12 protein-coding genes are annotated in these 11,736 nt (G+C 74.6%); 6 read left to right on the forward strand and 6 right to left on the reverse strand.

Going from position 1 to position 11,736, the window contains the following annotated elements:
- Positions 1-111 precede the first annotated feature (111 nt).
- Positions 112-858, reverse strand: a complete 747-nt coding sequence (locus tag KBX39_RS10380) for an ABC transporter permease (protein WP_210870237.1) — start codon at positions 856-858, stop codon at positions 112-114.
- The gene (locus KBX39_RS10385; RefSeq protein ID WP_210870239.1) at positions 855-1,796 is read right to left on the reverse strand and encodes an ATP-binding cassette domain-containing protein; all 942 of its coding nucleotides are present in this window, start codon (positions 1,794-1,796) and stop codon (positions 855-857) included. Before KBX39_RS10385 ends, KBX39_RS10380 begins: the two co-directional genes overlap by 4 nt.
- A gap of 93 nt (positions 1,797-1,889) precedes the next feature.
- Here KBX39_RS10385 and KBX39_RS10390 point away from each other — a divergent pair, with 93 nt between their 5' ends.
- Genes KBX39_RS10390 through KBX39_RS10400 form a run of 3 tightly spaced genes read left to right on the forward strand, consistent with a single transcriptional unit; the run spans position 1,890 to position 4,530 of the window.
- The gene (locus tag KBX39_RS10390; protein ID WP_210870241.1) at positions 1,890-2,459 is read left to right on the forward strand and encodes a DUF4240 domain-containing protein; all 570 of its coding nucleotides are present in this window, start codon (positions 1,890-1,892) and stop codon (positions 2,457-2,459) included.
- Between the two features lie 56 nt (positions 2,460-2,515).
- Positions 2,516-3,544, forward strand: a complete 1,029-nt coding sequence (locus KBX39_RS10395; protein ID WP_210870242.1) for a DUF3800 domain-containing protein — start codon at positions 2,516-2,518, stop codon at positions 3,542-3,544.
- The gene (locus KBX39_RS10400; protein ID WP_113973259.1) at positions 3,541-4,530 is read left to right on the forward strand and encodes a BtrH N-terminal domain-containing protein; all 990 of its coding nucleotides are present in this window, start codon (positions 3,541-3,543) and stop codon (positions 4,528-4,530) included. Before KBX39_RS10395 ends, KBX39_RS10400 begins: the two co-directional genes overlap by 4 nt.
- 3 nt (positions 4,531-4,533) lie before the next feature.
- Here KBX39_RS10400 and KBX39_RS10405 read toward each other — a convergent pair whose 3' ends face one another.
- Entirely contained in the window at positions 4,534-4,959 is a 426-nt protein-coding gene (locus KBX39_RS10405; protein WP_166457565.1) for a VOC family protein, read from the reverse strand.
- Positions 4,960-5,004: 45 nt separating this feature from the next.
- On the reverse strand, positions 5,005-8,313 hold the full coding sequence (locus tag KBX39_RS10410; RefSeq protein WP_312247078.1) for a hypothetical protein: 3,309 nt from the start codon (positions 8,311-8,313) through the stop codon (positions 5,005-5,007).
- A 207-nt stretch (positions 8,314-8,520) separates the two neighbouring features.
- Between KBX39_RS10410 and KBX39_RS10415 the strand changes: the two genes are divergently transcribed.
- Both KBX39_RS10415 and KBX39_RS10420 read left to right on the forward strand, forming a co-directional pair.
- Positions 8,521-9,396 carry a sulfotransferase domain-containing protein gene (locus tag KBX39_RS10415; protein WP_043325180.1) on the forward strand — a complete coding sequence of 292 codons (876 nt, stop codon included), beginning with the start codon at positions 8,521-8,523 and terminating at the stop codon, positions 9,394-9,396.
- Positions 9,397-9,417: 21 nt separating this feature from the next.
- Positions 9,418-10,128, forward strand: coding sequence for a helix-turn-helix domain-containing protein (locus KBX39_RS10420; RefSeq protein ID WP_104115280.1), 711 nt, complete (start codon positions 9,418-9,420; stop codon positions 10,126-10,128).
- Here the strand turns inward: KBX39_RS10420 and KBX39_RS10425 are convergent.
- The gene (locus tag KBX39_RS10425; RefSeq protein WP_064447426.1) at positions 10,110-10,688 is read right to left on the reverse strand and encodes a dihydrofolate reductase family protein; all 579 of its coding nucleotides are present in this window, start codon (positions 10,686-10,688) and stop codon (positions 10,110-10,112) included. The genes KBX39_RS10420 and KBX39_RS10425 overlap by 19 nt on opposite strands.
- A 55-nt stretch (positions 10,689-10,743) precedes the next feature.
- On the reverse strand, positions 10,744-11,208 hold the full coding sequence (locus KBX39_RS10430) for a rhodanese-like domain-containing protein (protein ID WP_043325177.1): 465 nt from the start codon (positions 11,206-11,208) through the stop codon (positions 10,744-10,746).
- Between the two features lie 62 nt (positions 11,209-11,270).
- Between KBX39_RS10430 and KBX39_RS10435 the strand changes: the two genes are divergently transcribed.
- On the forward strand, positions 11,271-11,736 hold a 466-nt coding region (locus KBX39_RS10435), incomplete at its 3' end, for a DJ-1/PfpI family protein (protein WP_210870244.1).

The raw sequence follows: 11,736 nt of genomic DNA on the forward strand, positions 1-11,736 counted from the left end.
GCGCGGACGTGCCCCGGCTCGAGGCGGCGGCGCGCGACCGCCTCGGCGACGCGGGGTTCGCCGAGGCGGTCGCGCAGGGCCGGGAGACCGGCTGGGAGCGACTGGTCGAGGTCACGCTCGCTTCGTGAACGTGGACCGCGCCCACAGGTAGCCGACCACAGCGATGCCGGCGCACCAGGCGAGCGCGGGGATCACGTCGCCGGCCGACGGCGCGCCCTCGAGCAGGCCGCGCAGCGTCTCGATGATCGGCGTGAACGGCTGGTACTCGGCGAACTGCCGCAGGCCCGGCCCCATCTTGTCGGCGGGCACGATCGCGCTGCTGAAGAACGGCAGCAGGACCAGCGGCACGGAGGCCATGCCCGCCGACTCCGGCGACTTGGCGAACAGGCCCAGCGCGACGGTGAACCAGCTGACCGCGACGCTGAGCAGCACCACCACGCCGGCCACGCCGAGCCAGTGCAGCGGCTCGCCCGCCGGGCGGAAGCCGAGCAGGAACGCCACCCCGACCAGGGCCGCGACCGCGAGGACGTTCGTCAGCACGGTGGCCACGACGTGGCCGGTCAGCACCGCGCCCCGGGACACGTGCATGACCTTGAACCGGTTGATGATGCCCTTCGTCATGTCGGAGTTCACCGACGTCGCGGTGCCGCCGAGGCCGTAGCAGACCGCCAGCAGCATCAGGCCCGGCGTCGCGTAGTCGACGTAGTCGACGCCGACGGAGAACGCGTCGCCGAGCATGTACACGAACATCAGCATCACGATGATCGGCATCAGCACGGCGTTGAACACCGAGGTCGGGTTGCGGCGCAGGTGCGTCAGGTTGCGGCGCAGCATGACGACCGAATGGTTGCGGCTCATTTGGCGGCCACCTCCGGGGTACGGCCCGTCAGGGCCAGGAAGACGTCGTCGAGGTCGGGGGTCTGCACGGACAGGTCGTCGGCGCTGATCGCGTGCGCGTCGAGCCGGTCGAGCAGGGCGCGCAACGAGGCGGATCCGCCGTCGGTGGGCACGCGCAGGGCCAGCGCCTCCTCGTCGCGTACCGCGTCGGGCAGCACCAGCGCCGCCGCGTCCAGTTCGGCGCCGGTGCCGAACCGCAACCGCACGTGCGTGCCGGGGATCCGGCGCTTCAGCTCCTCCGGCGTGCCCTGGGCGACCAGCCGGCCCTGGTCGAGCACCGCGATCCGGTCGGCGAGGCGGTCGGCCTCGTCGAGGTACTGGGTGGTGAGGAAGACTGTCACGCCGCCGGCGACCAGCTCCCTGATGATCGACCACATGGTCCGGCGGCTGCGCGGGTCCAGCCCGGTCGTCGGCTCGTCCAGGAAGATGATCCGCGGCTCGCCGACCAGCGTCATCGCGAGGTCCAGTTTGCGGCGCATGCCCCCGGAGTACGTCGACACCAGCTTGTCGGCGGCCTCGACCAGGTCGAACCGTTCCAGCAGTTCGGCGACGACCCGCTTGCCGGTCACCCGGTTGCGCGGCCCGAGGTCGACCATCAGTTGCAGGTTCTCCCGCCCGGTGAGCAGTTCGTCCACCGCCGCGAACTGCCCGGTCACGCCGATCGCCGCGCGTACCGCCCTGGCCTCGGTGACCACGTCGTGCCCGGCGACCCGCACCGATCCGGCGTCGGCGCGGATCAGCGTGGTCAGGATGTTCACGGTCGTGGTCTTGCCGGCCCCGTTCGGGCCGAGGAGGGAGAAGATCGTGCCGGCGGGGACGTCCAGGTCGATGCCGTCGAGCACCACCTTGTCCTTGTACGCCTTGCGCAGCCCGGAGACCGCTATCGCTGAACTCGTCATGCGACCACCATGGGCGGCCGTACCGCCACCGCCCTGACACGGCGCTGACACGGCCGCTGACAGCTTGTCGGTGGGGCGGCGTACGGTCCCGCCGTGGATCGGGAGACGTTCTGGGAAATCGTGGAGCGGGCGCGCCGCGCCGCAGGCCGCGAGACGGTCACCGCCGAGGGCGCCGACGCGGTGGCCCGGCACCTGGTGGCGGAGCTGTCGGCGCTGAGTCCGGCGGCGATCGTGGGCTTCGAGCGGGCATACGACGACGTGACGTCGGAGGGGTGGCGCTGGGATCTGTGGGCGGCCGCCTACCTGATGCGCGGCGGCTGCTCGGACGACGGGTTCGACTACTTCCGCGGCTGGCTGGTGGCGCAGGGACGGGCGGTCTGGGAGCGGGCCGTCGCCGATCCCGACTCCCTCGCCGACGCCGGTGTCGACCCGGACGACGACGCGCTCGACTGCGAGGCGGTGCTGGGCGCGGCGGGCGACGCGTACGCGGCGGCGACCGGCGGTGGCACGGACGCGTTCTGGGAGGCGCTCGACGCCGCCGACCGGGCAGCTCCCGGCCCATCGCCGGCCGACCCGGCCGGGGAGGACTTCGACTTCGACGACGACGAGCAGATGCGCGCCCGTCTGCCGCGACTCGCGGCGATCTACCGGCCGCTGGAATGACGCCGGCGTGGCCGAATCTGCTGGCCCCGGCGCGCCCGGCGGGTGAACATGTCGGCATGGCCGGGGGCACGTCCACCACCAGGTTGCCGCTTCAGGGCGGGCTGCCGCCGCCCGGCGCGGTGACCGGACCGGTCGTGGAGATCGCCTGCGACGAGTCCGGCTTCTCCGGCACCAACCTGCTCGACCCGGCCACCCCGGTGATCGTCCACGCCAGTGTCGACCTGGGCCGCGACGAAGCCGCCGAGCTGATCCGTACGCTGCGGTCCGGGTTCCGGTTCTCGCCCGACGAGGTCAAGTCCCGGCAGTTCCTGCGCCGTCGCGAAGCCGCCGAGGCGGTGCAGTGGTTCCTGGCGGCGCTACGCGGCCGGGCCCACGTGCACCTCGTCGACAAGGAGTTCTTCCTCGCCACCCGGGTCGTCGACCTGCTGCTGGCCGAGCCGTCCTACGCGGCGGGCACCCGCCTCGCCGGTGACCGGCGTCCGGCCGCGGCGGCGCTGCACCGGGCCGGGCGGGCGGCCGGGCCCGACTGGGCGGCCTTCCTCGCCGCAGTGGTCGAGATGCTGCGCACCAAGCGGCGGGACCGCGCGGACGACCGTAGCGTCGAGCGGTTCGTCGCCGCGCGCGACGTGCTGCGGCGCCACGTCGACGACACGCGGGCCGGCGCGGTCCTCGACGCGCTCGACCCGGCCCGGGTGGCAGCGGTGCAGGCCCGGTTGTACGCGGGCGACCGGACGATCCCGCCGCCGCTGGAGCCGCTGCTGCCGGCGCTGGCCGAGACCGTCCTGCACTGGAGCGCCGGCCGGCGGCGGGTGCTGGTGATCCACGACGAGCAGAGCGCGCTCACCGAGGACCGGCTCCGCCGCCTCCAGGCGGCGCTGGCCGCGGGCGACCCGGCCGGCCCGTCGCCGCTGGCCGGGCTGGTGATGACCGACTCGCGCGACGACCCGCGCGTCCAGGCCGCCGACCTGCTCGCCGGGGTGGCCCGCCGGATGCCCGGCGTCCCCGGCGACGGGCCGTTGCGCCCGCTGCTGTCCCCGCCCGCCCCGAACGCCGCAGCCGAGCCGGCGGAACAGGAGGCGACGTGATCCTCGACGACGTGACGCCGCGCCCCGGACTGCACTGCGAGACCACCACGCTCGGCGTGCTGACCCGGCACGCGGGTCTGGACCTCTCCGAGCCGATGCTGTTCGGCCTCGGCGAGGGGCTCGGCTTCGTCTACTGGGACGCCAAGAGCATGGACGTGCCGTTCCTCGGCGGGCGCACCAAGCCGCTGTGCGTGACCCGCGCCGCCGCCGACCGCCTCGGCCTGGACCTTCGGGTACGGGAGACGACGTCGGCGGCGAAGGCGTGGCGCGACGTCACCGACGCGCTGGACGCCGGGCAGCCGGTCGGCCTGCAACTGGACTCGTACCACCTGGACTACTTCACCACCCGGGTCCACTTCGGCGGGCACACCGTCGCCATCTACGGCTACGACGACACCCACGCCCACCTGGTCGACACCGCCCAGCAGGGCGGCGCGGTGACCACCACGCTGGACAGCCTGGCCCGGGCCCGTGCCGCGCGGGGGCCGATGACCGCGCGCCACCTGTCGTACACGCTCACCGCGCCCGGCGGCCCGCCGGACCTGGGCACGGCGATCCGCGCGGCGGTACGCGCCAACGCCGGGGCGTTCCTCGGCCCGCCGATCGCCAACCTCGGCCACCGGGGGATCGCCACCGCCGCCGCCCGGGTGACCCGCTGGCTGGACCGCGCCGCCGACTCGGCACGTGACCTGCCGCTCGCCGCGACGCTGATGGAACGCGGCGGCACCGGCGGCGCGCTGTTCCGCGCCATGTACCGGGACTTCCTCGCCGAGGCCGCCACCGTCACCGGCGACGCCCACCTGCGCCGGGCGCAGCTGATGTACGCCGACATCGCGCCGCTGTGGACCGCCGTCGCTGACCACATCGCCACCGCCGGGCGGACCGGCGACGCGGTCCACCTGACCCGCGCGTCGGCGGTCCTCACCGACCTGGCCGTACGCGAACGCGAGGCGATGACAGTGCTGGCCGCGGTCGACGCGCGGTAGGCGTCAGCTCAGCTGCTCGGCCAGCGCCACGATGACGCCCGCCGGGCCGCGCAGGTAGCAGAGCCGGTAGACGTCCCCGTAGTCCGCCACCTCACCGATCAGCTCACCGCCGTGGGCCCGCAGCCGGGCCACCGTGTCGTCGACGTCGTCGACGGCGAACATGACCGACCGCAGGCCGAGCGTGTTCGGCGGCGCGGCCGGCGGTTCGGCGGCGACGAGTGCCGGCGCCCGGAACCGCGTCAGTTCGAGCTTGCCGTGGCCGTCCGGCGTCCGCATCATCGCGATGTCGACACGCACGCCGTCGATGCCGTTGACCCGGTCCACCCAGGCCCCCTCGACCGGCATCTCGCCCTCCACCTCCATGCCGAGTTCGGTGAAGAAGGCGATCGCGGCCGGCAGGTCGTCCACCACGACGCTGACGTGGTCCATCCGCTGAAGCGTCACGCCCCGAGCATAGGGCGACGTCCGGCCTGGTCAGCTCATGTCGAGCGTGTACGCCGCCTCCCGCACGTCGGTGTCCGGATGGCGGCGCAACCCGATCAGCAGGTCCCGCCACGGCGTCTTCCAGCCGAACTCCGACCCGTGTGCGACGAGCGCCACCGCGAACAGCCCGCCGGCGAGGTCGCCGCGCCCGCCGAGGTGGGCCACCGTGTCGGCGAGTACCGCCGGGTCGGGCCGCTGCCGCAGGTCGCGCAGCCGGTGGCCGACGTGTTCGGCGGTGCGGACCGCTACCACCGGGCGGCCGGCGCAGAGCGCGGCGACCTCGTCCAGGTTGTCCAGCCGGCCGAGGTCGACGAGCAGCCGGGTGGCCGTACCCATGAAGCCCTCCCGGCCGGCGAGCCACCGCGCGGCCGCGACCAGCCCGGCCCGGTCGGCGCCGGCGGGCCGGCTGGCGGACCACAGAGCCGCACCGATCGCGAGCAGCTCGATCCGCCGCCGGGCGGGCCGGTCGGTCACCGGACCGCCCGGATCGTCGTCGGCCGCGTCCCGCTGGACCAGCCGCTCCAGCGCGGCCCGGAAGACCGTGTCACCACCGGCTCGCAGCAGGTTCGCCACCCCGATGCTCGGCGTCGTCTCGTCCGGGTCGGTGAGCCGGTCCACGACCAGGTCGGTGACGCCGGTCAGCCACGGCCACCATTCCCCGAGCGCGGCGAACGCGGCCCGCCGGACCTCCCGGTCCGCGGCCCGGCACGCCGCCACGAGCAGCGCCGCGTAGGCGCGGCGGTGGCGTTCCGAGATCCCGGACGGGTACGCGCCGAGCACCGCCCGCCGCTCCTCGCGGCCGGCGTGCACCGCCGCCCGCAGCACGGTCCAGCTCGCCTCGGGCCCGAGCCGCTGCCGGGCAGCGGAGACGATCGCCGCCCGCACGTCGCGGTGCGTCTCCGGGTCGGCGTACGTGTCGGCGAGCGTCGCCAGCACGTCCACCGGCGCGTAGCGGGCCAGGAGCCGGGCGGCCTCCTTGCGGCTGGTGACCTTCGCGGCGCCGGTCAGCACCCCGCCCAGCAGTTCGGCGAGCCGGGCCGGTGGGACGTGCCGTGCGGCCCGCCCCGCGGCGTACAGCGCGACGCGCGCCCGGTCGCTGTCGGCGTACCGGAGCAGCACCGGGACCGCCTCGTCCGGCCGGTCGGTCCGGACCAGCGCGCCGAGCGCCGCCTCGGCCACCGGCACCTCGGGCGCGTCGAGGTGGCGCAGCACCAGCTCCCGTCCGGCCGGGCCGACCACGGCGGCGGCGTGGACCGCCGCCGCCCGCTGCCACACCCGGTGACCGGAGTCGGCGACGACGCGCGCCTGCAGCGACACGAAGCGTTCCTGCTGGCGGGGGAGCCATCGCCGGGCGTGCGGCGCGGTGTCGGGCACCCACCGCTTTCCCTTCTCCACGAACCGGCCGCGCGGGGGCCGGTCCAGCACCCGGTCGAGCAGGTCGGTGCGGGACGTGCAGATCGTCGTCCACACCTCGTGGATCGCCACCGCCGAGGCATCGACGTCGAGGACCTCCTCGACGCGCCGTGCGCGGGTATGCGGGTCGGCGAGCCAGAGCGCGACCGCCGTCCGGGCCACCGGGGGCAGCGTGTCCGGCCCGATCGCCCGGCGCAGCAGGTCCTGGAGCTCGGGCAGGCGCCAGGCGCGGCGGCCGAGCGCGTGGGTGAGCGCGAACAGCAGCCCGTACCGCGCGCGTGTCATGCCGGACTCGAGCCGGTCGCGCAGCCGGCCGAACACCACAGTCTCCTGGCCGCGCCGCAGCACCGTGTCGAGCCGGTGCAGGATCGGCACGTTCGCGTCGCTGCTCACCAGGTCGATGGTGAGCAGCGCCCACTCGGCCAGTTCCGGCACGTCGACGTGGTACGTGAGCGTTTCGGCGGCGAGGCGGCTCAACGCGTTTGTGGTGGCCGCCGAGGTGTCCCGGGCGTCGACCACGTCGGTGGTGAGCCCGGTCAGCCCGCCCGCGGTCGTGGCGGTGAGCAGCGGCGCCACAGTGGCGAGCGCGGTGAGCGCGGCCGCGCGTACCGGGTCCTGCTCGTTGCGCAGCCGGCCGAGCCGGACCACCACCTGGGCCACCGTGCGCGGGTCGCGGGAGCGTCGCGCGGCCGCCACCAGCAGCCGCCAGCCGTCCGCCCGTTCGTCCGCGTCGCCCGAGCGCAGCGCCGCGCTCGCCGACGCGGACGCCGCCGGCCACGGCAGGTACGCGCTCCAGAACCGCACCTGCTCCTCCCGCTCGCGGACGGCCGGCAGGGTCAGCACCCGGGCCGCCTCGCGCGCCCGCACCGCGGCCGGCAGCGCCTCCATCACCTGGGCGCCGGGCAGCAGCGCCGTGGTGTCGGTGTCGGCGAGCGCGGCGTCGTACAGCTCGGCGCGGCGGCTCGGCGCGACCGCGCGCAGCAACGCGGCCAGCGCATGGTCGTGCTCCCGCAGCCGGGCGGCCAGCGGGACCAGGTCGCCGGTGGGCAGCGCGGCGAGGCGGCGTAGCAGCGCCCGGGGCAGCGCGATCCGGGCCAGCCAGGCCGCGCGCTGCGGCGGCGTGAGCAGGCGTACGACCCGGCTCGCGTCGTGCGCGGCGAGCCGCCCGTACGCGATGAGCGGGCCGGGCAGTGAATCCTCGGGCGCGTACCGGTCGAGCAGGTCCAGCGCCCTCGCCGGATCAGCCCGCAGCACCGCGCCGGCGACCTCGCCCCAGATCCGCCCGCGCGACTCGGGCGGGGCCGTGGCCAGCCGCTCGCCGGCCCGTGCGAGCACGATGTCGGCGTGCCGGCGCATCAGCCGTTCCGGGTTCAGCGCGTGTTCCAGGTCGGGCAGCAGGGCGCGTACCGTCTCGGGGCCGCAGGCCGGCAGCAGCGCGGCGGCCTCGTGGTCGCCGGACCGGTCGCGGACCGTGGTGATCAGCGCGTCGGCGAGGACCGGCGCCGGGCGGCGGCGCAGCGCCCGGTAGACCCGCCGGCGGGTGGCCGCCGGCCGGTCGGTCAGGTCGGCGGGTGTCACGCCGGCCCGCACGGCGGCGGTCAGCGCGGTGGCGGCGATCGACGGATCCCTGTCGGACGTCGCGGCCAGGACGGCCGCGGTGTCCCGGGTCGCCAGCGCGGCGAGCAGCGCGAGACGCCGCTCGTAGGGTCCGTGCCGGCGCAGGTCGGCACAGACCTGTGCCCGGTTGGGCGCGGTGCGTGCCCACGCCACGAGGCGCCGCGTCCGGTCGCGGTGGGACAGCGGATCGAGGGCGGCCAGCAGGTCGCGGGCGGGGGTGAGCACGGCGCTCATTGTGCCGGTGCGCGAGTCGCCGTGGGGGCCCGTCACGCCCATTCCGCAATTCCTATGGAAATTGTAGATTTTCAGCGTTCTCCCAGGTGACCGGGATTGACATTAATCGGACCGTCGGGGATATTCCTAGCGGCGCGTCGGGGCGCGGGGCGGAGCAGGCGAGGTCTGCGGATTTCACCTGCGTGACGTGCGGAAAGGTGTTCGTGCTGCCCCTGCTCCGCGGGGTCCGGATGAGGTTGGGAAATGATTAATCGGGCCGTCGAATTCGCCAAGCACAATTCGCCGAATTCTCTGCGCGTCAAGGCCCGGCGGGCGCAGATGGAAGCGCGCAACGCCCGTATGCGACTCACCGTTCCGGTGGCGGCCCGCAGCGAGTTCGCCAACATCTTCCACTGCACCGTCCGCAAGACCGGCAGCCAGTGGATCAAGGCGTTGTTCAGTGACCCGGCTGTCTACCGCCACTGCGGGCTGCTGCCCTACGACCCGCGCTTCTACTCCGGCGGCGCGACCGCGCCGGTGCCGGCCGGCCGCGTCGGCCTGGCGATCTTCCTCTCCCACAAGCGGTTCGAGGCGGTGCCCAAGGCCGGCAGCTACCGCGCGTTCTTCGTGATCCGCGACCCGCGCGACGTGGTCGTGTCCAGCTACTTCTCGCTGCGCAACTCGCACGCCCCGATGGGCGACATCCCGCAGGCGCGCAAGGCCCTCCAGGAACTGCCGAAGAAGGAGGGAATGCTCTACGTCATCGACCGGCTGCGCGACAAGAAGCAGTTCGGGCAGATGCGGTCCTGGGCGGTCGCGCCGAGCGACGAGACGTTCCGGCTGTTCCGCTACGAGGACCTGACCGGCGAGCGGCAGACCGAAGAGGTCGACCAGCTTCTGCGGCACTGTGGGATCACGCTGCCGCCGGCCGAGCTGGAGGCCCTGCTGGCCCGCTACAGCTTCACCAAGATGAAGAAGTCGAAGGAGACCCCCGGGCGGATCTCCCACTACCGCAAGGGCGCGTCCGGCGACTGGCGCAACCACTTCGACGACGACATCTACGCCGCGTACACGGCCGCCGCCGGTGACCTCGCCGAGATCCTCGGCTACCCCGCCCGGGACGAGACCCCGGCCCGCTGACCGTCGCCGTATGCTCCTGCCGTGGAGCTGCGGTTCACCACGCGCGCGTCCGACTCGGCCTGGATCGACACCGTGTGGACCTGCGTCAGCGACCGGGTCGACGAGATGACCTCGGTGGCGACGCCGTGCTGGGGGCTCGTGTTCTGGCAGCGCGACGGGCGCTCCTACGCGGCCGTCTCCGGCCCCGAGACCGCCACCGGCGCCGCGCCGGTGCCCGAGGGCGCGAGCTTCGTCGGTATCGAGTTCGCGGTCGGCACCTCGCTGCGGCTCGTACCCACGCCTGAGCTTGTGGACAGCGGCGCCGAGCTGCCCGACGTGAGCCGCCGGACGTTCCGCCTCGACGGCGGTTGGTGGGAGACACCCGGCCCGGACGACGCCGAGGCCCTGGTCGAGCGGCTGGTCCGGGCCGGCGTGGTGGTCCGCGACCCGCTCGTCACCGAGACCCTGCGCGGCGGCCGTCCACCGGCGTCACCGCGTACCCTCGAACGCCGCTTCCGGGCCGCGACCGGGCTGACCCGGGGCGCGGTGCGGCAGATCGACCGAGCGCGCCGCGCCGCCGTGCTGCTGGCCGCCGGCCGCCCGCCCGCCGACGCGGTCACCACCTTCGGGTACGTGGACGAGCCGCACCTGGCCCGCGCGCTGCGCCGGTACGTCGGACGGACGGCCGGTGAGCTGCGCGCGGGCGCCGGTGGCGCGATAGCGCTGGACCCGGCTCAGCGGGTCACGTCGTAGATCAGCTTGACGACACCGTTGGGGTAGGCGGCGCTGTCGCGCAGCCGCAGCGTCTGCCGGTCCCGGTCCGCCCGGGTGAACAGGCCCTTGCCGGCGCCGAGCAGCACCGGGAAGACGAGCAGGTGGTACCGCTCGATCAGGTCCGCCTCGGCGAGACGGCGGGCGAGTTCCGCGCTGCCGTGGATGAAGATGTCGCCGCCGTCGCCCTGCTTGAGCGCGGCCACGTCGGCGGTGGAGCGCAGGATCGTCGTCGGTCCCCAGCCGTCGACCAGCGCGTCGTCGGGCAGGCTGGACGACACCACGTACTTCGGCAGGTCCCGGTAGGCGGCGTGGTCCTCGGAGTCGCGCCAGGTGGGCGCGAACGCCTCGTAGCTGCGCCGGCCGAACATCAGCGCCGTGGTCTGCGCCAGTTCCTCGCCCTTGAGGGAGAACGCCTCGGGCAGGAACTCGACGTCCTTGACGACCCAGCCGCCGCTGCGGTGGTCCTCGCCCGGGCCGCCGCCGGGGGAGTCCACCACGCCGTCGAGCGACATGAATCCGGTGTAGACAAGATCACGCATGCGGCAATGCTAGGAACGCCCGCCACCCGGTGTCTTGTACGGAACCGACACGCCCTCAGCAGCCGCACGACGCCCCGGCCGGCGCGGTGAGGTCGTCGGCGGGCCGGCGGACGAGCCCCGCGTCGGTGCGTACCGGGAAGCCCTCCCGCACCCAGTACTCGTATCCGCCGATCATCTCCTTGACCGGCCGGCCGAGCCGGGCGAACTCCAGCGCCGCACGGGTGGCGCCGTCGCAGCCCGGTCCCCAGCAGTAGGTGACCACCGTGGCGTCCGCCGGGATCAGCTCGGCGGCCCGGTCGGCGATCTGCGCGGTGGGCAGGTGGACGGCGCCGGGGATGTGCCCCTGCCGCCACGCCGCGAGGCTGCGCGAGTCGACCACGACCAGGCCGGTCACGCCCGCTTCCAGATCGGCGTGCACGTCGCTGACGTCGGCCTGGAAGGAGAGCCGGGCCGCGTAGTGGGCGACGGCGTCGGCGGGGCGGGCGGCGGGAATGCGCAGGACGTTCGACATGGCACCCATCGTGCCGACCGCCGTCCGGCCGCCCCAGTGGCGTGAGCGCCGCCCTTCGCTAACATCCCGCCATGAACCGTGCCACCGTGTCGGTGCTGGCGTACGAGGGCATGTCGGTGTTCGAGACCGGGATCGTCACCGAGGTCTTCGGCCTGCCCCGCCCGGAGTTCGACGTGCCCTGGTACGGGCTGACCGTCTGCGCGGAGACACCCGGCGCGGTGCGGCTGGTCGGCGGCGCCACGCTGCACACCGACCACGGCCTCGACGTGTTCGCCGGCGCCGGCACGCTGATCGTGCCCGGCGTCGCCGACGTGCACGCCGACCCGTCGCCCCGGCTGACCGCCGCGTTGCGTGCCGCGCACCGGCGCGGCGCCCGGATCGTGTCGATCTGCTCGGGCGCGTTCGCCCTGGCCGGCGCGGGCCTGCTCGACGGCCGCCGGGCCACCACCCACTGGCGGTACGCCGACCTGCTCGCCCGGCGGCACCCGGCGGTCCGCGTCGACCCGGACGTGCTGTACGTCGACGACGGGGACGTCC

This window comes from Micromonospora sp. D75, from assembly GCF_018070405.1.
GTDB classification, from domain to species: domain Bacteria; phylum Actinomycetota; class Actinomycetes; order Mycobacteriales; family Micromonosporaceae; genus Micromonospora; species Micromonospora chalcea.

Excerpts from the sequence above, each read along its gene's own strand:
- KBX39_RS10380 (WP_210870237.1), bottom strand. The coding sequence starts at position 858 with ATGAGCCGCAACCATTCGGTCGTCATGCTGCGCCGCAACCTGACGCAC.
- KBX39_RS10385 (WP_210870239.1), bottom strand. The coding sequence starts at position 1,796 with ATGACGAGTTCAGCGATAGCGGTCTCCGGGCTGCGCAAGGCGTACAAG.
- KBX39_RS10395 (WP_210870242.1), top strand. The coding sequence starts at position 2,516 with ATGGCCGGGGGCACGTCCACCACCAGGTTGCCGCTTCAGGGCGGGCTG.
- KBX39_RS10405 (WP_166457565.1), bottom strand. The coding sequence starts at position 4,959 with ATGGACCACGTCAGCGTCGTGGTGGACGACCTGCCGGCCGCGATCGCC.
- KBX39_RS10415 (WP_043325180.1), top strand. The coding sequence starts at position 8,521 with ATGATTAATCGGGCCGTCGAATTCGCCAAGCACAATTCGCCGAATTCT.
- KBX39_RS10425 (WP_064447426.1), bottom strand. The coding sequence starts at position 10,688 with ATGCGTGATCTTGTCTACACCGGATTCATGTCGCTCGACGGCGTGGTG.
- KBX39_RS10430 (WP_043325177.1), bottom strand. The coding sequence starts at position 11,208 with ATGGGTGCCATGTCGAACGTCCTGCGCATTCCCGCCGCCCGCCCCGCC.